The following is a 19,687-nucleotide window of genomic DNA, read 5'->3' as shown; positions in this document are numbered from 1 at the left end:
TTTTTCTCTAAAAATCTCTAAAAAACCGATCAGCCAGCACGGACAAATTAACCCCATTATAATTATTTAAACTCATAAGAAGTAAATTGTAGCCCTTTGATTTGACACCATCTAAAAATGAATAGAGTCCGTCTAAACTTACAACAACCTCTAAATCAGGATTATTAAAATTATCCTTAATATTATTTGGGACACTTTCGATATCTTTATTAAGTTCTTTACAAGAATTTATATTCACGTAGACCACAGATACATCCGACTCTTTCATCGAGTTTGCATATTGTAACAAAAAGGAAGAATCTAAACTATCATACGAGTTTAATTCGATAATTGTGACCAATTTCTGATTAGGAAATTGCTCTTTCACGGCGTGAATACTTGACTTCACTTTATCCGCATTACAGGCATAATCCTGATAAACCACAGATCCTTCCGAGCTTGCAACAAACTCCAAATAACGGATCGAAGTATTAAAACTTTTTATAGCCTCAAAGAACTCTTTCTTTTTGATCCCCAACCATTCACAGATCGTATATGCCCCAGCAATATTGGATAAGTTGTGCTTACCAAACACTTGCAAAGGAATATCACCATCCGGTGTGCTGATATAAGTTACTCCCTTATTAATTGTATAATCAGGAATCTTATAGCCATGTCTATTGATCTTACAATCTTTCGTATCTTGAAGAACCTTCTGTAACACAACATCTTCCTTATTATAAATTAAGGTACCTTTATGTGGAATTGAGTCAATAAAATCTTCAAATTGTTTAATATATTCCTCTTGTGATATTTTCGAGTTAAACTCATTCCATACAATACCCGAAATTAAGGCTATATTCGGTTTATAATACAAAAACTTAGACTTCGGATCAATCTTGGATGAAACATATTCATCTCCTTCGATAATAATAATCTTATTATGCTTAGTAATATCAACCAACTTATCAAAGCCCCTTAATTGAGCTCCTACCAAATAGTCAAATTCTTTTCCTAGAAATCGCATAACGTGCATCACCATACTCGTTATGGTTGTCTTACCGTAACTTCCAGCGATAACCACCCGGATTTTATCCTGTGAAAGCTCTTGTATAAATTCTGGAAAAGAATAAATTTTAAGACCTAATTCTTGCGCCCGCTTTAATTCAGGATTATCCGCCTGGGCATGAGCACCCAAGATCACAGCATCAATATCCTCCGTCACTTTTTCCTCAAACCAGCCCAATTGATTAGGAAGCAATCCTGCTTCAATCAAATGAGAACGGGAAGGCTCCACGATCTGATCGTCAGAACCTGTCACTTGATGCCCTTGTTTTGCCAATGAAATAGCAAGGTTATGCATCACACTACCACCTATTGCTATAAAATGAATCCGCATAGCTAAATTATCGCTTCACAAACTTGGCTGCACACCAATTATTTAAAACTTTATTGGAGATAAACTCAAAACCTAATGACGTCGCCGCATCGCTTAAGATTGCTAAATCTTCCTGCTCATAGAAACCACTTAGGTACAGCTCACCCCCTGTACGAATGCTCAATGCATACTGAGGTAATTGTTCTAAAAGAATGTTACGATTAATATTTGCCAAAATCACATCAAAGACCCGATCTGTTAATACTTCGTAAGATCCGCAGAGCGCTTCAATATCCTCAACATGATTGAGTACCCTATTTTCGATCACACTTTCAACACATATTTCATCATAATCCACAGCCAACACAGAATTCGCTCCTTTTTTTGATGCCAAAATGGCCAAAATACCTGTACCGCAGCCCATGTCTAAAACCTGCTTGCCATTAAAATCATTCTCCAAAATATACTGAAGCATCATCGAAGTTGTTTGATGATGGCCAGTGCCAAAAGACATCTTCGGATCTATAATGATTTCATAGGGAAACTCCGGTTTTGCCTCATGAAAAGTTGCACGCACATAGCATTGCCCCCCCACCTCAATTGGGTTGAAATTACTTTCCCACAATTTGTTCCAATTCTGGTTTTCTATTTCCTGTATCTTATAATCGACCTCTAGGCCTTCATAAGGTTGAAGCATCAAAGTTTCTAATGCTTGCAAGTCAAGATTTGCAGCTGAAATATAAGCTGCAAATCCAGATTCGGTATCCTCAAAAGTATCAAAGCCAATATCAGCCAAATCAGATATCAACAAATCCTTTTGCCATTCTTCACCTGATCGCATTTGAAAGATAACCTCTACGTATTTCATTTCTAAAAATTAGCCGTTAAATACTTTAGCGATATCAATAAAATCTCTCGATTTTAAAGAAGCCCCTCCTATCAAACCACCATCGATGTCGGCTTGAGCAAACAAATCTTTTGCATTACCTGGATTACAAGACCCTCCATAAAGAATACTTGTATTATCAGCAATCTCTTGACCATATTGGTCAGCTAGCACCTCGCGGATAAATTTATGAACCTCCTGTGCTTGCTCAGGGCTAGCTGTCAAACCAGTACCAATTGCCCAAACTGGCTCATATGCTAATACCACAGATGCAAAAGCTTCTTTAGACAAGTGGAACAATCCATCTGTCAATTGTGTTTTGATCACATCAAAGAAAGCTCCAGATTCGCGTTCTTCTCTTGTTTCTCCAATACAGAATATTGGTGTTAAATCATGCTTTAATGCAATATCCACTTTAGATGCCAACAATGCATCAGTCTCACCAAAATAAGCACGTCTTTCAGAGTGCCCCAAAATAACATGTGAAGCACCTACTGATTTTACTTGTGAAGCCGAAATCTCACCTGTATAGGCTCCGGACTCAGCTTGGTGAATATTCTGTGCACCGATATTTACATTTGCAACATTTTTCGACAATTGTCCAAGACTTGACAAATGAATAAATGGGCTACAAACAACCAATTCTTGGTTTCCAATCACTTCATCTTTGGCCATATTGATAATTTCAGAAAACAAGCTCAATCCTGATTGATAGTCTAAATTCATTTTCCAATTACCAGCTACGATTTTTTTACGCATGATTTTACGATTTAATTATATTTTTTGTTAAGTTGATTCAATTTATCTTTAATCTGCTCCGAGAGCTCTTCCCCTTTTGATGCATACAGCGTCTCCAAATATGCCATAAACTTATCAAATTCATAAGTTTGCGCACCTCCGTCAAACACCCAAGCAAATGACGGTACAAATTTAGCATAAAAACTTGTATCTGCTAGCATGCTTGCAATTCCAATTACCGTCCCTGTATTTAAAGCCGAATTGATACCAAGACGCGTATAGTCTCCAATAAAGGTTCCGCATTTTAACAGACCTGTATCCCGAACACCATCCAATGCATAATCGTAAATTGAAACGGCCTTTAAGTTATTCTTTAAATTGGAATTAGAGGTACCAGCCCCTAAGTTACACCAATCCCCTATCACCGAGCAACCTAGATAACCATGATGCCCCTTGGCCGAAAAATCACCAATGACGGAATTCCCGATCTCTCCCCCAATGACACTCTGCTTCCCTATCGAAACATTGCCATAAATCGTAGCGCCCATTTTTACAACGGCTCCTTTACCAAGGTATAATGGACCACGCAAATGCGCTCCCTCCATAATTGTAACATCTTCATCGATATATATGGGACCTTGTAGGGTATTGAGGGTAGCACATTCCATGCTAACACGAGCGGCTACATAAAGGTCATTACCTAACAATTGATTTGTCACAGATATATCGAACGACTGAACACCTTGTACCAGAAGATTGAAATCACGTGTTATTTCAGTTCCTGTAAGCAAAAACAGATCTTCTACCCCCTTTAGTAGATCCACTGACGTATCAAACTCTTGTACACGATAAGAGCCCATATGGGTATAACAACAAGCTACAACGTATCCACCCCATACAAGGACCTCTCCTGCGCCCAAGCGCTGTATAGCCTGCAATAATACTACTGACGGGATAACGTTCTCAGACAGCCAAATAACCCCCTCCTCGTTCGAGTGAGCGGTAATATAGTGTACATCAAATTCTAAAGCTAATTTTTGCCATTTCTCCCGTAAAGTCAGTATACCAACCCGAAGGTCCAAACAAGATTTCACGAAAGTAAATGGATAAAGACTCTTTCTATCAAAAGTAGTTAATGGGGAGCTAAGCTTATCCAACAATTGGATCGAATCAAAGCAATCTGTAAAGAAGATTTTCACAAATTAAAAATAACAAAAAAAACTCGACAAATTATATTTATCGAGTTCTTAATATTGTAATATACAGATCTGCTACAATTATTTTTTGTTGTAACGATTACGGAATTTGTCGATACGACCAGCAGTATCAACCAATTTCATTTTACCTGTATAGAAAGGGTGTGATGTATGAGAGATCTCTAGTTTTACAACTGGATACTCATTACCATCTTCCCATGTGATAGTTTCTTTAGTATCAACACAAGATTTTGTAATAAAAGCATAGTCATTTGACATATCTTTAAATACAACTAATCTGTAATTTGAAGGATGCAAATCTTTTTTCATTATTATTATGATTACGTATATTCAATTATTGAGGTGCAAAGATAACTTATAAAAATGTAACTTACAACAATTACGAAGAATAATTAGTTGAAATTTTCCACATTTTAGTTAACAGCACTTATCAAGGGTACAAATGTAACAATCTTTATCCTAAACCAAAGAATAATTTTGTTTATCGACTTTTTTACCTAACTTAACTCACTACAATTAAATCACTTACATAATTATGAGCAAATTAGATGAAAAAATTGCTGCATATGTTGCAGAATCAAAAAAGCTAGGCTTATCATTAGATGAAGCATTTATTGCAAAAGTAACAAAAGGAATAGGACCTTCCATTTACAATGCAGACTCCGAAACCGTCGCTGCATCAGATCCCGAAGAACTGAACCGTGTCAAACAAAATTTTTTGATCAAAAAATTAGGCCTAAAAGATGGGCCGGATTTAGACAAGGCACTAGAGGAAGTGATTACCGCTATTGGCAAATCCAATAAAAATAAATACCGTGTATTAGTATATGCTTTATTGGCAAAGAAATTCAAAAAAGAATCTGTTTACCAATAAGCATCAACTTTTTTACTCAACTCCTAACCAAAGACCATTTCTCCAAAAAACTCGGGGAGATGGAAGTTAGGAGTTGGGTTTTCTATTTTATTCCAAGATATAAAATGTGGTTGTTTGAGATGATCACCACATTTATAAAAATTTCCATGTATCAGTTTACCTTTCAGGTCTACAACATCGTCAAACTGAAATACAGCAAGTGGAATTACCTCAATCATACTCCATCGCTTATCGGAACCATTGCGCTCAATTAAAGAGTAAGTACGCACCTGTTCTATCGTTGTAATATCCAACCGATTTCGACTAGCCTTTTCAGCCGGGCCATAACCGATCAAGCCCGTTCCAATTAGATTAAATTCCAGGTTATAATAATGTTTACGTCCATCAAATGAAATAAAGAACTCCACACAACTATCTTCCCATACATTTTGATTTGTTTCGGAATAATTACCCCGAAGTTGTTCTTCGACGACATCGTACTGCAACACTAGATACTCCCGGGTGTAGCCAATCTTAAATTGTACCTCAGGTTTATACGGGAAAGATTCGCTCCAATTATTAAACTCCAAAGAATGCGATTCAAGATTGCTCAAGAGCTTCGACAAAGTATGATAATCTAGTGTATTGGTCAGCTCCGCTGCGATAGGCAAAATGGTTAGTTTTTTCATTCGAATATTTTTTTTTACAGAAAAAAGAAGCTTCATCTACGCGATGGAAGCTTCTCAATATGATTAAAGGTATAAAATTGTTAAATGCAATCAAAAACTACCTTTCGCATAAATGCTTCATTCTTTTCCATCTCTTCAACCAATTTCAGTTGCGTATTTGTACGCACCAGATTATGGTCCTCATATTTAGTCTTGTAGTAATGATCTCCTTCCAAATAGTCCGTTAAGAAACGTACTCCTTGCATATATGGCAATAAGAAGGCTCCATCTACTAATGTTTCTTTCTCCAAAGTTGTCAAGAAGTCATTAGCTTCCTCCAAATAACCTTCGGCATATGCCTTATATAAAGCAAGATTTAGCAGAATTTTCGAAACATCCTTCTCATCCTCGGCAACGGGGTTAATAATCGTCCGAATAGCATCCCCAAAGTCATATGCCACATAGCCCGGCATGACAGTATCTAAATCGATGACACATTGCATCTTATCGTGGCGATCTAAGAGCACATTATTAAACTTTGTATCATTATGTGTAATACGCAGCGGAAGCTCCCCCTTACTACCAAGTTCAAGAATGGTTTTCATTCGATCTTCACGACTAAAGATAAAATCCAATTTGTCTTTCACCGACGCTACGCGTTGACAGACATCTTTAGCGATCGCTTTTCGAAGATTTTCGAGTCTAAACTCTATATTATGAAAGTTAGGAAGTACCTCAACGATCGATGAAGCATCTAAATCCGAGAGCTGCTTTTGAAACAAACCAAAAGCACGACCACCCTCAGCGGCTTGTACCTCAGTCTCTACAATATCATAGCTTTTGGTATCCTCTATGAGGATAAACATGCGCCAATAATTATCCTGACTATCTTTTATATATAATTTCCCATCTTTTGTAGGAACAATTGTCAATACATGATCGCTGATTCTTTTTCCTTCAGCGACTTTAACTTTCTTACTAAGATGCTTGGTGACAATCTCAATATTATGCATTAATCCATCCACGTTCGGAAAAACATGGTGGTTAATACGTTGTAATAAATGCGATATACCGCTATCTACAGTAGTAACTACACGATAAGTATCATTGATATGACCAGAACCAAACGGTTGCACTGAAATGATATCTCCTTCTAATGTGAATTGTTTTGCTGCGCTCTCTACTACTAATTGGTTAAAATCAGACATTAAACTATGTTTTTTAAATCATCAATGTGCTTGCAATATCACAAATTGAATTAATAAATGATAATTTTTATTTCAATCAAACGTTTGCATGAAATTTAATAAAATTAAGCAAACGTTTGCACTTTCATTTATCCCAAATGAAATAATATATTTGTTAATAGTAGCCAGTCTTAAGGACTGTTTTCAAACAAGTAAATAACTAATATACAAACTCCTTATATCTCAAAACAATGGATAGAAGAAATTTCATAAAATCGACTGCCATCACTACAGCTGGAATCGGTGTCCTTTCAAGTACAGAATTATTTGCTCAATCAAATGGGAAAATAAAAATCGGTTTTATTGGCGTAGGCCTTAGAGGACGTAATCACGTTCAAATTGCCCTAAACAGAGATGATCTAGAAATTGTGGCTGTCTGTGACACCCAGGAAGAATCTCTAGCACAATGCCGTAAACAATTCAATGCAAAAGGCACCAAACTTCCAAAAGAGTATACTGGTGGAGTTGATGCTTACAAAAAGATGTTAAGCAATGAAAAATTAGATGCTGTCATTATTGCAACGCCTTGGCAATTCCACAAAAACCAAGCTATCGATGCAATGAAAGCTGGTCTATACGTGGGTTGCGAGGTTATTGCAGGTTTAACGCTACAAGATCACTGGGATATTGTGAAAGTATCCGAAGAAACTGGAAAGCCTTACATGACCCTAGAAAATGTTGCATTCCGTCGTGATGTACTTGCTGTATTGAACATGCACAGACAAGGTCTATTTGGTGAATTGTTGCACCTGGAAGGCGGTTATCAACACGATTTACGCGAGGTATTATTCAATGACGGAAAAGCCTATTATGGCCATGGCGTTGAATATGGTCCGAAAGCGATTTCTGAGGCACAGTGGCGTACACAGTTCAATATCGACCAAGATGGTGATCTATACCCTACACACGGTTTAGGTCCAATTATGCAATTTGCAGATATCAACAAGGGCAACAGATTCACCCATATCACTTCGTACTCAAGTAAAGCCCGCGGATTGGCAGCCTATGTCAATAAAGTTTCCCCGGGACATCCTAACGGTAAGATCAATTACAAAAATGGTGATATCACTCAAACGATGTTACAATGTGCGAATGGAGAAACCATGTTATTAACGCATGATACACACTTACCAAGACCTTACTCTATCGGTTTCCGCGTACAGGGAACAGACGGTATTTGGATGGATGTTGCCAAAGGTATTCACATCGAGGGTAAATCCAAACCACACACTTGGGATTCTGCGGACGAATGGGTAAAGAAATACGATCACCCAATCTGGCAAAAATATGAAGAGGTAGCAAACGGTTCTGGTCATGGCGGCATGGACTGGTTTGTATTCAATGCGTTTATTCAGGCTGTAAAACAAAAGGTACAGACTCCAATTGACGTGTATGATTCGGTAACCATGAGTGCCGTATTCCCATTATCTACCGAGTCTATTGCAAAAGGAAATAAAACGTTGGAATTCCCTGATTTCACAAAAGGAAAATGGAAAACCAAGAAAAACACCTTTATGTTAGATGACAGTGGAATGTAATTGAAAAAACACGCCTATTATCATAAAAGCCGTATTGAAAGATATACGGCTTTTTTTATGAATACTTGACATAATCATAATAATCCTACTATTTGGCTGGTCTTTTCCGTAAATTAGCCCTAGCAAATAACTTTTTCAACTCATTATGCTTACCGAAGCAATTATTATTTTAGCCCTGATTATTCTAAACGGAATACTATCGGCATCAGAAATATCCATCGTATCCAGCAGAAAGGCAAGGCTACAGGCTGAAAGCGATAAAAACAATGCCGCTGCCAAAATAGCGCTAAACCTAAAAGAATCGCCCAACAGCTTTCTATCCACTGTACAAATAGGTATTACCCTTATTGGAATCCTAACAGGATTCTTTTCTGGCGGCAATATTTCATCTTACCTCGTAGAGATCTTTAATAAATCCAGTATCATAGCCCCCTATAGCGAACAGCTCGCCGTCATCATTGTCGTCTTTATCATCACCTACTTTTCGTTGGTGCTTGGTGAACTGGTCCCCAAACGTATCGGTATGGCTATTCCGGAGAAGTACGCCATGCTGATCGCTTACCCGATGAACCTGCTCAGCAAAATCGTTCGGCCATTTGTATGGCTACTAAGTATGTCGACAGAGTTTATTGTCAAAATACTCAATATCAAGAGTAGCGGCAATAGTGTCACAGAAGAAGAAATTAAGGCGTTAGTAGACGAAGGTGTCGACAGTGGCGTCATCGAAGGTATTGAGCACGATATCGTCGACCGTTTGTTGAGTTTAGGTGACAAAAAAGCGGTCAACCTAATGACTCACCGCAAAAGCATTGTATTCTTGGATCTGGAAGATTCCTTTGAAGAAAACAGAAAGATCATTCTGGACAACGATCATTCCATCTACCCAGTCTGTGAAGGTGGCCTCGACAATATTAAAGGTGTTGTTCATGTAAAATCATTACTTCGTCAATGCCTCCAGAACGAAGCATTTGATCTAAGAACACTTATGTTACCGATCAAGTTTGTTAATGAATTCAGTTCATCTTATAGCATTATGAACACCTTACGTACCTCCAGTATACATCAGGCGGTTGTCATTGATGAGTATGGCTCACCACAGGGAATTATTACGTTACGGGATATCGTTGGCGATTTGGTCGGCAACATCACAGAAAGCGACCTAAGTGCACGTCCGACAATACGTCAATTGGAAAACGGTGATTATGTTGTCGACGGACAATATCAGATCGAGGATCTTTTGGATGAATTTGAAATCGGTCTTTCTGAAGAAGACGAAGATGAGATCAACAATGTAACCACCGTAGGAGGCCTGGTATTCCTAAGATTAGATCATGTACCCGAAGAAGGCGAACGTGTCCGATTTAAAAATCTAATTTTCGAAGTGCTTGATATGGATGGACACCGCATCGATAAACTACTTTTAAAAGTGGAAGAATAAGCATCAATAGTAAAAAAGAGATAAAAAAAGGGCCAATCAGTGTATTGATTAGCCCTTTTTTTGTGATGCTATCGATCCTGATTAGTTGATCCCATGCATCATTTTTTTCAATATTGGATTCAAGACAATTAATAGCAATGCCGTAACCCCAGGAACTATTGCAAATATCATAAAGAAATAGGACATCGAATGCTCTTCTGTAATGCGATCAATGTATGAGCCTAAAAATCCACCTATAAAATTGGCAATTGCCGAAGCACAGAACCAGCAACCGAAAAGAAGCCCTAAAAATTTCTTTGGGGAAAGCTTACTAACATAAGACAAGCCAACAGGTGAAAGACAAAGCTCCCCTGCTGAATGAAAGAAATAGGCGATCACCAACCAAATCATACTCACAGACGCTGTCTTTGCTCCTTGAGGAATCTCGCTCGCCCCATAAGCTAATGCTGCAAATCCAATTCCCACCAATATTAAACCTAGCGCAAACTTAACTGGTCCCGAAGGATTCCAGACCTTCTCCCAAAATTTGCTAAATGACGATGCCAGTGAAATAATAAAAAATGCATTCAATATTTGAAACCATGAGGCCCCAACTTCCGATCCGGTTATTCCAATTTCTCGAAATACTTTCCATAAGCCCAAGCACCAAATGATACCAAATGAGACAGCGGTAAATAAAATAGTCAATGGATACTGTTTATATATTTTTCTAGCCAATGCTGTTAAAACGATCGTCACAATAACGATAGGCACAATAGTCAAAATAGTATCAATCCATTTAAATGTCACTGCTGAACTTCCAGACAGGACTCTTTGTGTATAATCCTTTGCAAAGATAGACATGGATCCGCCCGCCTGTTCAAAAGACAAAAAGAAAACCACACTAGCCAACATAAATATGGTGACAACGATTAACCTATCACGGACAACATGTGCAGGAATGACCTCTTCCTCCTCTTCGTGATTTTTGATCTTTTTTTCATGGTAAGCCTGAAGTGCTTTCGGTGAATCTCCGATAATTCCAAATATCTTTTGTCCAAAATAGAATTGCAACATACCAAAGAACATAAATACTCCAGCAAGCCCGAAACCATAATGCCAACCAATTTTTTCGCCGATATAACCGCATAGAAGCATTCCCAAAAATGACCCGGCATTGATGCCCATATAGAATATGGTATACCCTGCATCTTTTTTAGGACTTTGATCTGGATAAAGATTTCCCACCATAGAAGAAATATTAGGTTTAAACATCCCGTTACCCAAAATCATTAACACAAGACCGAGATAAAAGAAATTGGAATTCACACCCTCAAATGCCATAGACAGGTGCCCCAATGTCATTACCAAAGCGCCTATCAAAATCGCCTTCTTAAAACCGGTTAGCTTATCCGCAATCATTCCACCGATCAATGGTGTTAAATAGACAAAACCAGTATACAAACCGTAAAGTTTCATGGCACGTTCGTTACTCCATTCCCATCCTCCATCAGCAAGGGAACTTATTAAAAATAAGGTCAACAATGCCCGCATACCGTAGTAACTAAACCGCTCCCACATCTCTGTAAAGAATAGCACAAATAATCCGGCAGGATGCCCATTTACCATCTTGTCATCGATCCCCTGCTTAGCAAGATGTGCTACAAGAACTTGATCTTTTTCTTGATTCATATAATTTCAATAATTATTTTATAACTCAGGTTTTGTTTTTATTTTGATAAAAATCGCTTGAAGATACACTATTTTTCTATGAATTAATCAATTCCATGCATCATCTTTTTTATTTTTTTGTTGGCCAGAATAAGAAATACAGCAGCCACCATAGGAATTACTGTAAATACAGCAAAGAAATATGACATGGAATGAGATTCTGTAATCTTATCAATATATGACCCAATAAAACCCCCTATAAAATTAGCTATGGCATTGGCACAAAACCAAAAACCAAACAATAACCCCAGGAATTTTTTTGGCGATAGTTTACTGACATAAGAAAGTCCGACCGGACCAATACATAATTCGCCCACTGTATGAAAAAAGTACGCCAACACCAGCCAGATCATACTAACAGAGGCCGTCTTTGCACCGGTAGGAATCTCAGAGCTTCCAATAGATAAAGCTGCAAAACCGACTCCAACCAATGTCAGTCCCATTGCAAACTTAATTGGACCAGAAGGATTCCACACTTTCTCCCATATCTTACTAAATGATGTGGCCAGGGTAATGATAAAGAAAGAATTTAACATCGGAAACCAGGATACAGTAACTTCTGAATTCATACCATAATATTCCCGATAAACTTTCCAAAGGCACAAAGACCAAATGATCACAAAAGAAATACTCGAAAAAAGTATGATCATAGGGTATTTACGTACGATTTTCTTCGCTAAAACAAACAGTACGCCAGTAATTACCACAATCGGCAAAACCGTCAATGCAGCATCCAACCATTTAAATAAAACCGCCACTTCACCACTCAATACCCGTTGTGTATAATTTTTCGCAAAGATCGTCATCGAGCCACCTGCTTGCTCAAAAGCTAAATGGAAAACAATACTTGACAACATAAAAATGGCTATTACCAGCAAACGATCACGAACAATATGCTTTGGATTTTCTTCTTCTCCGGCTGCAATATCGGTTAACTCTTCTTGTTTCTGGGGTGTATTTCCAATTTTTCCGAAGATGGGCTGCGCAAAATAGAACTGCAACATTCCCAAAAACATAAATACTCCGGCAAGCCCAAATCCATAATGCCAGCCGATCTTCTCACCAATATAACCGCATAGCATCATACCTAAAAACGCTCCCCCGTTGATGCCCATATAAAAGATGGTATAACCCGCATCCTTTTTACCTCCTTTATCCGGATATAATTTCCCTACCATCGAAGAAATATTGGGTTTGAACAAACCATTTCCCAAAACAATCAGCACCAAACCCGCCAAAAAGAAGCTTTTATTAAATCCCTCTAAAGCCATAGCGATATGTCCCAGCGTCATAATTATAGCTCCGACCATAATGGATTTTTTATATCCTGTTAGGCGATCGGCTATAATCCCGCCGAACAGTGGCGTTAAAAACACCATCCCGGTGTACAAACCATAAAGCTTCATGGCCTCGGAGTTGGTCCAACCCCATCCTTGTTGGGCAATGGTAGAAACCAGAAAATTTACCAACAGTGCCCGCATACCATAATAGCTAAAACGCTCCCACATCTCTGTGAAGAATAATACAAACAAGCCGGCAGGATGCCCTTGTACCAATACATGTTCCGCCCCTACTTTTTGCAAATGGGTTTCAAGAACAGCATTTTTTTCAAAATTCATGTTTTTTTTAGTCGTTATTTTTCAAAATAAGGTAGTGCGATTTCCATTTATAAAATATACCATCGGTAAACGGAAAAATCCGATGATCCTCTACACAAAGAAAGAGGTTGTTCACTCGTCTTCATATACTCAAGCAAGATAGTGAAGATTTTAATAGGTTTCTAACGAATGGACTGCAGTTTTTTTCGTTGTTGCATCCGAGCAACACTTCAATTAAAACCTATTTAACGAGCCGAGTTCCTTCCATTTCCTGAAAAGAACTCGACTAGTTAAATATTAGATCAAAGGGCGCAAACGTTCCAGTAATTTTTTAGTAGCAAAAATACCCTCTTCTTCGCTCAACTTACTTCCCTCATATTCAATCCCCACATAACCTTTGAATTTTGCTTTTTTAACAATCTTCAACATACGCTCATAGTCAATTTGCGTTTCATTTCCATTGGCATCAAAATCATGTGTTTTGGCACTCACACCATGTGCATAAGGCATTAGATCCGTTACACCTTGATAACGATCATACTCATAGAAATTACCAAGATCAGGTAAACTTCCACAATACTTACTACCCACTGCTTTTAATGTATTAGCCAACCAGTCACCATGTGAAGAGATACCACCATGGTTTTCTACAATAATGCTAATCCCCGCTTTTTTACCAATATCAGATAGCGCTGTTAAACTTTCAACAACACGTTTACTCACTTCCTCAGGAGTCCCTTTTCCAGCCGCATTGACACGGATTGCATGACAACCTAAGAAATTAGCTGCAGAAATCCACTTATAATGGTTTTGCACGGCTTGTTTTCTCTTTGTTTCATCTTCATCACCGAGATTTCCCTCACCATCAATCATAATGAGTACATTACGTACACCATTATCTTTTGCACGCATATTTAGCTCAGTAAGGTAATTATTATCATTAGCCTTATCCTTAAAAAACTGATTTACATATTCCACCCCATAGATACCGTATTTTTTGGCAGCCAATACCGGAAAATCCAAATTGTTCAAATCTCCCTTGAACAAGGATTTATGCAATGACCATTCAGCCAAGGAAATGTCAAACCAATCTTTCTTTGCTGCCGCAAAACTCTCCAAAGAGGGAGCTAATGCTATACCAGCAGACGCTAGTGCAAGGTTTTTAAGAAAATCTCTTCTTGAATTCATGTGTTTAGATTTAATGTGTTATTTAAATATTTCCCCAGCCAGTAGTCAACACATCAACGAGGTGCATCGTCTGAATGGGTAATTTATGTTTATCGATATAAGATTGAAGCTGTAGCAAACAAGATGAATCAGTGGAAATAATATAATCCGCATTCAGATCAAGTGCATTGCGCACTTTTTGCTCAGCCATTGCTGCGGATATTCCTTCGAATTTAACGGCAAAACTACCCCCAAACCCACAACATGTCTCGCTATCTTTCACCTCCACCATCTCCAAACCTAAGACCTTACTCAATAATTTCCGTGGTTCCTCTTTAATCTTGCACTCTCGCAAAGCCGAACAAGAATCGTGGTACACCGCAACACCCTCAAGCTCAGCTCCAAAATACTCTTTTTTTAGCACGTTTACTAAAAAATCAGAGATTTCCATAACCTGTTGCTGTATTTTATGACACTGATGGGAATCGGCCGAATTTGCGAATAAATCATTATAAGCATGTCGTACCATACCAGTACAAGACGCCGAAGGAGAAATAATCACATGATCTCCTGAGAAATCACCTAAAAACTTCCGTCCGACCTGTTTTGCATCATCCCAAAATCCAGCATTATAGGCAGGCTGGCCACAGCATGTCTGCTCAGGATTATAGACAACCTCGCAACCGACCTTTTCTAATAAACGAGCCGTATTAAATGCGGTCTCAGGGTAAAGCTGATCTATAAAACAAGGAACAAAAAGTTCTACTTTCATATGCAATTCAATCAATAAAATTAAGATTTATTGGATACTAATATCCGGATCAAAAGTAACAATCCAATTACAAAAAATAAAGAAAGAACCAATGCCGAATATCGTATATTATGTGTAACCTGTTCTATAAACCCGAATGAGAATAATCCTATAACTATAGCAACTTTTTCTGTGACGTCATAAAAAGAGAAGAAAGCAGTCGTATCTTTGATATCCGTCGGAATTAATTTAGAATAGGTTGAACGCGATAAGGACTGAATCCCGCCCATAACTAAACCGACCAATGCAGCAATAATATAAAACTGAAGTGGAGTAGATAAATAAAAGGCCGAAATACAGATGCCTATCCAGATCATCACCACAACGATCAACACCTTAATATTCCCAAAAAGCGTAGATAAATAAGACATTAAAAATGCACCTAAGATAGCTACGAGCTGAATGAGAAGAATTGTAGCAATCAACCTTTCTGCGCCTAAATGCAAAATTTTCTCCCCAAAAGAGGAGGCTACAATCATCAAAGTCTGAACACCAATTGCATAGAAGAAAAAAGCCGGCAAAAACTGCTTTATTTCAGGAATACCTTTGATTTTTTGGATAACATGGCCGAATTCATCCCGTACATTCTGAACAAAACTCTTACCTGTGTTATTCTCGGTTGCATCGATTTTAGGCAGGTATTTGAAAGGAATCATTGAAAACCCAAGCCACCACAATCCGACCATTAGAAACGATATACGGGCCGGTAGTGAAGCATCTGTAATACCAAACCATTCAGGCTTAAGCACCACTATAAAACAAAGAATCTGTAAAGTGACACAGCCAATATAACCATAAGCAAAACCTTGCGCACTCACCTTATCTTGTTGATCGACTGTCGCCAAAAGCGGCAAATAGGAATTATTAAACAAAACACCGCCAATATACCCCATCGCTGCAAGCACAAAACAGATGATACCAATTTCCAAAGTTTCAAGCTTGAAGAAAAATAAGCACATACATGCAACTGCTCCAACATAAGTGAAGAATTTCATAATCTCTTTCTTTTTTCCTTTTGCATCAGCGTACGAAGAAATAAAGGGCAAAGAAAAAGACATCAACAGATAGGCAAAGGCCAAAGAAAAATTAGAAAGTGCGGTATTGACGACTTCAATCCCAAAGAAACGAACAACATCACCATGCTCTTTTGTGGTAGTAATTGCGGTATAGTAAACAGGGAATATCGTGGAAGTAATAACAAGGTTGTAAGCAGAATTGGCCCAATCGAACATGGCCCAAGAACGAATCAATTTTTTATTGTTTTTTACAATTGCTTCCATTTAAATTGGCTTAATAAGTTTGACGAATATAAGTAATTATTTTAGCCATTTCTTTACGAATTGCACTTGCTCGATCATCTATATAATTATTGTTCATAAAAGAAAATGCCAAGCGCCTTCCTGTCCGCGTGATCAAATAACCACTTTGATTATAGACAGATGTAATCGTTCCCGTTTTAGCAAAAACAAACGGTTCTCCGAGATCTTTGCTATAGGTACGTTTTAGGGTACCATCTACACCTCCAGCCGGAAAAAGACGAAAACGTTCCTTCTCATCCGGCAACTTATTTTTCAAGACGACCAATAGATCGACATTATTCTGGGGAGTCACTTTGTTATAGGATGATAGTCCCGATCCATCAAAAATAGCAACCTCAGCTGAAAAGTATTTATAAACGTTATTCTTCATCCAGTCCCGCACCAAGTAAGTATCAAATTGACCGAATTGTTTCCACGAACACATCATTAAAAACTGTTCAGCAATAAAATTATCACTTGGCAACATCATTTCACGGATTAAATTTTTGGTACTGCCTGAATAGAGTATCTTGGTATTGCTTGGTTTTTGGTAAGACAATAAGGTCACGGATTTACCTAGACTATCCGACAATAATTTAATAAATAAGCTATCAGAATAGATAAATGGAACCTCATTGACATAACCGCTCGGAACGGGACGTTTGGACATCCAAAAAGAATTTTCACGAAATGAGCGGGAAAGTTCAAAATCACCTACCTTAGGTTCCGGCAAAAAATCCAGTGAATTTTGAAAACTCGCTGGAGAGGTCGATAAATAATTATAACCTTTTTGACGAAAAGTGACCACATTGCCATAAATAGGAAATGTACTGATTTCAGGCTGATAGTAAGCTTCAAAATCTTCCATAGCCCAACCATGTGCAAAGAACTTATTTTTCATTTTCCCTGGTACAACAAAAATGCGTTTATTCGTATTTTTCAAAAAGTTATACACTACCCTGGTATCTAACCGATTATGCAGAAACGTCGGATCACCTGTCCCCCAGATAAGCAGCGAGTCTCCGCGTTCCACATACTCCAAACCAGGTATTGAATCGCCCAACAGTGCTAGAGCAGCATAGGTGGTATACATTTTTGTATTGGAAGCCGGTGTAAAATGCTTATTGCCGTTTATGTCCATCACATATTTATTGGCATTTAGGTCATACAAAGAAAAACCAACAAAATGATCATTTAATATTTTAGATTCTTGAAATAGCTGATAAACATCCTCAAAGCTCTGAGCCTTCGCTACAAAAGTAGCCGCTGGCACAAACCAAAGCAGCAACAATGCACTTAAAATTTTTTTCATCAGTTCAAACATACAAAAAACTGCAAGAACTCCCTTTCGTCTATTGCCAAAATTCAGATACAAATCCTATAAAAAGGAAAGGGAGAGACATTGTCTCTCCCTTTCCTTTTTAAAACTATCAAAAATTAATATCCTGTATTTTGTGTCAGAGCTCCACCACTTCTGTCAATCTGCGATTGTGGAATTGGGAAGTAATCATTTTGTGGTTTATAGCTTAAGCCTTTATAGCGGGCCATAAAACCACCTTCAAACGTTGCGTAGCTTTCCAATACAGTTTTCGCCTCACCCCAACGCACGAGGTCATAGAAACGATGTCCTTCCATCGCTAATTCTAAACGACGTTCAAAACGAACAGCTTTGCGCGCATAATTTTGGTCTGGGAAAGAAGTATAGGGTTTAACAACATATACTGCCGCTGCTACATTATCGCCAGTCGTTTTAGGAGGTAATTTTGCGGCACGCTCACGAACTGCGTTTACCAGATTCATTGCTGCACCTAAATCTCCTAATTCAACCTGACATTCAGCTGCCATTAAAACGACATCAGCTAAACGAATAATATTAACATCCAAGTCAGTAATATATGCCGCTCCTGAGGCAGTATGTGTTGCATGCAAACTCTTCGGAATCATTGTTTTTATACCAACAAATGGTCCACCCGAGCTCACCTCACGAATCCATGCATCACCTGGCATGACACCATAATCATAGAAATTTACACCTCTACGGCCAACCGTATAATCTAAACGTGGGTCAAAACGAAGTGTAATATCAAGTTTATATGTTTTTTTTGCGTCATCAGACAAACCGAAATCTGATTTATATGGATTATTTCGATAAGAACCATCCAACAATGGTAATCCACTTGCATCGACTTTATACGCATTAACCAAATCAATGGTCGGCTGATAGAAACCACAACAACCTACAGGATTACTTCCATTTAATCCAGACAACATATCACCAACATTGGCATTATCACCAGATCCATCTGGATTAATCACATGTTTAGATACCAGTAATGCCTCCGGGCCGTCTTTTGTAAGTACATCAAAGTTATTTTGGTACGGCATCGTACGTAGATCCTTTGCACCAATAACTTCCTTAAACAAAACTAGCGCATCCGCATATTTTTTCTGGTAGAGGTAAACTTTACCCAAATAAGCTTTCGCGATATTTTGATCCATACGTCCGGCTTGGCTATTGATTTTTGCCGCTGGCAAATTAGCTATTCCTGCTTTTAAATCGTCAATAATCTTCGGAAGTATATCATCCTTATTCGGTTTCGTTTTAGCCTCATCATCTGTTGTATTCTCATCAACATACGCTAGATTTTTAAAAACACGCCATAAATAAAAATAATAGTGCGCTCGCAACACTCGGGCTTCACCTTCTATTTCCTTCGCACGTGCAGCCGTTACCGTTTTTCCACCTGCTTGGTCAGCCTTCAGAATACGTAACGTATTATTTGCCCTTAATACGCCCTCATAATAGACTTCCCACATTTGACTCAGGTTGTCATTCGAACTATTTGGCGTATGAAATTCGATCATATTCATGTTCGGTTGATCGGTTGCCTCAGATCCTTTATGTGCATTATCTCCAGCAACTTCACCAAACAACCATTGGCTAGGCGCCGAAGAGTAATTCCCCCAGGTACCGTTGACATTGCCGTTTAATATACCATACGCCCCAATAAGAGAGGCCTCTATACCTTTTGAATTTACAATCTGAGACTCAGGCAATTCAGCTTGCGGATCACGCTCCAAAAAAGATTTTCCACAAGAGGCTAATAAAGTCAATGATATACCTAAAACTGTAATTATATTTCTTTTTTTCATTTCAATCA

General features: G+C 38.2%; 17 protein-coding genes. 3 read left to right on the top strand and 14 right to left on the bottom strand.

Features of this window, described 5'->3' with window-relative positions:
- Nucleotides 1–7 precede the first annotated feature (7 nt).
- From HS960_RS25195 to HS960_RS25175, 5 genes are all read right to left on the bottom strand, one after another.
- Nucleotides 8–1,378 carry a Mur ligase domain-containing protein gene (locus tag HS960_RS25195; protein ID WP_159731269.1) on the bottom strand — a complete coding sequence of 457 codons (1,371 nt, stop codon included), beginning with the start codon at nt 1,376–1,378 and terminating at the stop codon, nt 8–10.
- Nucleotides 1,379–1,385: 7 nt separating this feature from the next.
- A complete protein-coding gene (gene prmA, locus HS960_RS25190) occupies nt 1,386–2,225 on the bottom strand; it encodes a 50S ribosomal protein L11 methyltransferase (protein WP_153844756.1) in 840 nt (279 codons plus the stop codon).
- Nucleotides 2,226–2,234: 9 nt separating this feature from the next.
- Nucleotides 2,235–3,002 carry a triose-phosphate isomerase gene (gene tpiA, locus HS960_RS25185; RefSeq protein WP_120333340.1) on the bottom strand — a complete coding sequence of 256 codons (768 nt, stop codon included), beginning with the start codon at nt 3,000–3,002 and terminating at the stop codon, nt 2,235–2,237.
- 11 nt (nt 3,003–3,013) lie between these two features.
- Complete coding sequence (locus HS960_RS25180) at nt 3,014–4,180, bottom strand: putative sugar nucleotidyl transferase (RefSeq protein WP_153844757.1); 1,167 nt, start codon at nt 4,178–4,180, stop codon at nt 3,014–3,016.
- A 78-nt stretch (nt 4,181–4,258) separates the two neighbouring features.
- The gene (locus HS960_RS25175) at nt 4,259–4,507 is read right to left on the bottom strand and encodes a type B 50S ribosomal protein L31 (protein WP_046671774.1); all 249 of its coding nucleotides are present in this window, start codon (nt 4,505–4,507) and stop codon (nt 4,259–4,261) included.
- 226 nt (nt 4,508–4,733) lie between these two features.
- Between HS960_RS25175 and HS960_RS25170 the strand changes: the two genes are divergently transcribed.
- Complete coding sequence (locus HS960_RS25170; RefSeq protein ID WP_088162808.1) at nt 4,734–5,072, top strand: DUF2853 family protein; 339 nt, start codon at nt 4,734–4,736, stop codon at nt 5,070–5,072.
- A gap of 23 nt (nt 5,073–5,095) precedes the next feature.
- On the opposite strand, the gene HS960_RS25165 is transcribed toward HS960_RS25170, so the two are convergent.
- Complete coding sequence (locus HS960_RS25165; RefSeq protein ID WP_159731265.1) at nt 5,096–5,740, bottom strand: carbohydrate-binding family 9-like protein; 645 nt, start codon at nt 5,738–5,740, stop codon at nt 5,096–5,098.
- 80 nt (nt 5,741–5,820) lie between these two features.
- The gene (locus HS960_RS25160) at nt 5,821–6,927 is read right to left on the bottom strand and encodes a phosphotransferase enzyme family protein (protein WP_088162810.1); all 1,107 of its coding nucleotides are present in this window, start codon (nt 6,925–6,927) and stop codon (nt 5,821–5,823) included.
- 230 nt (nt 6,928–7,157) lie between these two features.
- On the opposite strand from HS960_RS25160, the gene HS960_RS25155 reads away from it, so the two are divergent.
- Both HS960_RS25155 and HS960_RS25150 read left to right on the top strand, forming a co-directional pair.
- The gene (locus HS960_RS25155) at nt 7,158–8,504 is read left to right on the top strand and encodes a Gfo/Idh/MocA family protein (protein ID WP_153844759.1); all 1,347 of its coding nucleotides are present in this window, start codon (nt 7,158–7,160) and stop codon (nt 8,502–8,504) included.
- A gap of 145 nt (nt 8,505–8,649) precedes the next feature.
- Entirely contained in the window at nt 8,650–9,942 is a 1,293-nt protein-coding gene (locus HS960_RS25150; RefSeq protein WP_159731263.1) for a hemolysin family protein, read from the top strand.
- A gap of 81 nt (nt 9,943–10,023) precedes the next feature.
- On the opposite strand, the gene HS960_RS25145 is transcribed toward HS960_RS25150, so the two are convergent.
- From HS960_RS25145 to HS960_RS25115, 7 genes are all read right to left on the bottom strand, one after another.
- A complete protein-coding gene (locus tag HS960_RS25145; RefSeq protein WP_153844761.1) occupies nt 10,024–11,613 on the bottom strand; it encodes a peptide MFS transporter in 1,590 nt (529 codons plus the stop codon).
- Between the two features lie 83 nt (nt 11,614–11,696).
- Nucleotides 11,697–13,271, bottom strand: coding sequence for a peptide MFS transporter (locus HS960_RS25140; RefSeq protein ID WP_153844762.1), 1,575 nt, complete (start codon nt 13,269–13,271; stop codon nt 11,697–11,699).
- Between the two features lie 276 nt (nt 13,272–13,547).
- On the bottom strand, nt 13,548–14,438 hold the full coding sequence (locus HS960_RS25135) for a TIM barrel protein (protein ID WP_088162814.1): 891 nt from the start codon (nt 14,436–14,438) through the stop codon (nt 13,548–13,550).
- A 22-nt stretch (nt 14,439–14,460) separates the two neighbouring features.
- Nucleotides 14,461–15,189: a (Fe-S)-binding protein gene (locus HS960_RS25130; protein ID WP_153844763.1), complete on the bottom strand. Its 729-nt coding sequence runs from the start codon at nt 15,187–15,189 to the stop codon at nt 14,461–14,463.
- A gap of 20 nt (nt 15,190–15,209) precedes the next feature.
- Nucleotides 15,210–16,508, bottom strand: coding sequence for an MFS transporter (locus tag HS960_RS25125; RefSeq protein WP_153844764.1), 1,299 nt, complete (start codon nt 16,506–16,508; stop codon nt 15,210–15,212).
- A 10-nt stretch (nt 16,509–16,518) separates the two neighbouring features.
- Complete coding sequence (locus tag HS960_RS25120; RefSeq protein ID WP_228280121.1) at nt 16,519–17,838, bottom strand: D-alanyl-D-alanine carboxypeptidase; 1,320 nt, start codon at nt 17,836–17,838, stop codon at nt 16,519–16,521.
- A gap of 125 nt (nt 17,839–17,963) precedes the next feature.
- Complete coding sequence (locus HS960_RS25115; RefSeq protein ID WP_153844766.1) at nt 17,964–19,679, bottom strand: RagB/SusD family nutrient uptake outer membrane protein; 1,716 nt, start codon at nt 19,677–19,679, stop codon at nt 17,964–17,966.
- Nucleotides 19,680–19,687 lie beyond the last annotated feature (8 nt).

This window comes from Sphingobacterium paramultivorum (assembly GCF_014109745.1).
Taxonomy (GTDB): domain Bacteria; phylum Bacteroidota; class Bacteroidia; order Sphingobacteriales; family Sphingobacteriaceae; genus Sphingobacterium; species Sphingobacterium paramultivorum.
This window is presented reverse-complemented; position numbering and strand designations above follow the sequence as displayed.

Bases quoted from the DNA above. Each gene is read 5' to 3' on its own strand.
- HS960_RS25195 (WP_159731269.1), bottom strand. From the start codon at position 1,378: ATGCGGATTCATTTTATAGCAATAGGTGGTAGTGTGATGCATAACCTT.
- prmA (WP_153844756.1), bottom strand. From the start codon at position 2,225: ATGAAATACGTAGAGGTTATCTTTCAAATGCGATCAGGTGAAGAATGG.
- tpiA (WP_120333340.1), bottom strand. From the start codon at position 3,002: ATGCGTAAAAAAATCGTAGCTGGTAATTGGAAAATGAATTTAGACTAT.
- HS960_RS25175 (WP_046671774.1), bottom strand. From the start codon at position 4,507: ATGAAAAAAGATTTGCATCCTTCAAATTACAGATTAGTTGTATTTAAA.
- HS960_RS25170 (WP_088162808.1), top strand. From the start codon at position 4,734: ATGAGCAAATTAGATGAAAAAATTGCTGCATATGTTGCAGAATCAAAA.
- HS960_RS25165 (WP_159731265.1), bottom strand. From the start codon at position 5,740: ATGAAAAAACTAACCATTTTGCCTATCGCAGCGGAGCTGACCAATACA.
- HS960_RS25160 (WP_088162810.1), bottom strand. From the start codon at position 6,927: ATGTCTGATTTTAACCAATTAGTAGTAGAGAGCGCAGCAAAACAATTC.
- HS960_RS25155 (WP_153844759.1), top strand. From the start codon at position 7,158: ATGGATAGAAGAAATTTCATAAAATCGACTGCCATCACTACAGCTGGA.
- HS960_RS25150 (WP_159731263.1), top strand. From the start codon at position 8,650: ATGCTTACCGAAGCAATTATTATTTTAGCCCTGATTATTCTAAACGGA.
- HS960_RS25145 (WP_153844761.1), bottom strand. From the start codon at position 11,613: ATGAATCAAGAAAAAGATCAAGTTCTTGTAGCACATCTTGCTAAGCAG.
- HS960_RS25140 (WP_153844762.1), bottom strand. From the start codon at position 13,271: ATGAATTTTGAAAAAAATGCTGTTCTTGAAACCCATTTGCAAAAAGTA.
- HS960_RS25135 (WP_088162814.1), bottom strand. From the start codon at position 14,438: ATGAATTCAAGAAGAGATTTTCTTAAAAACCTTGCACTAGCGTCTGCT.
- HS960_RS25130 (WP_153844763.1), bottom strand. From the start codon at position 15,189: ATGAAAGTAGAACTTTTTGTTCCTTGTTTTATAGATCAGCTTTACCCT.
- HS960_RS25125 (WP_153844764.1), bottom strand. From the start codon at position 16,508: ATGGAAGCAATTGTAAAAAACAATAAAAAATTGATTCGTTCTTGGGCC.
- HS960_RS25120 (WP_228280121.1), bottom strand. From the start codon at position 17,838: ATGAAAAAAATTTTAAGTGCATTGTTGCTGCTTTGGTTTGTGCCAGCG.
- HS960_RS25115 (WP_153844766.1), bottom strand. From the start codon at position 19,679: ATGAAAAAAAGAAATATAATTACAGTTTTAGGTATATCATTGACTTTA.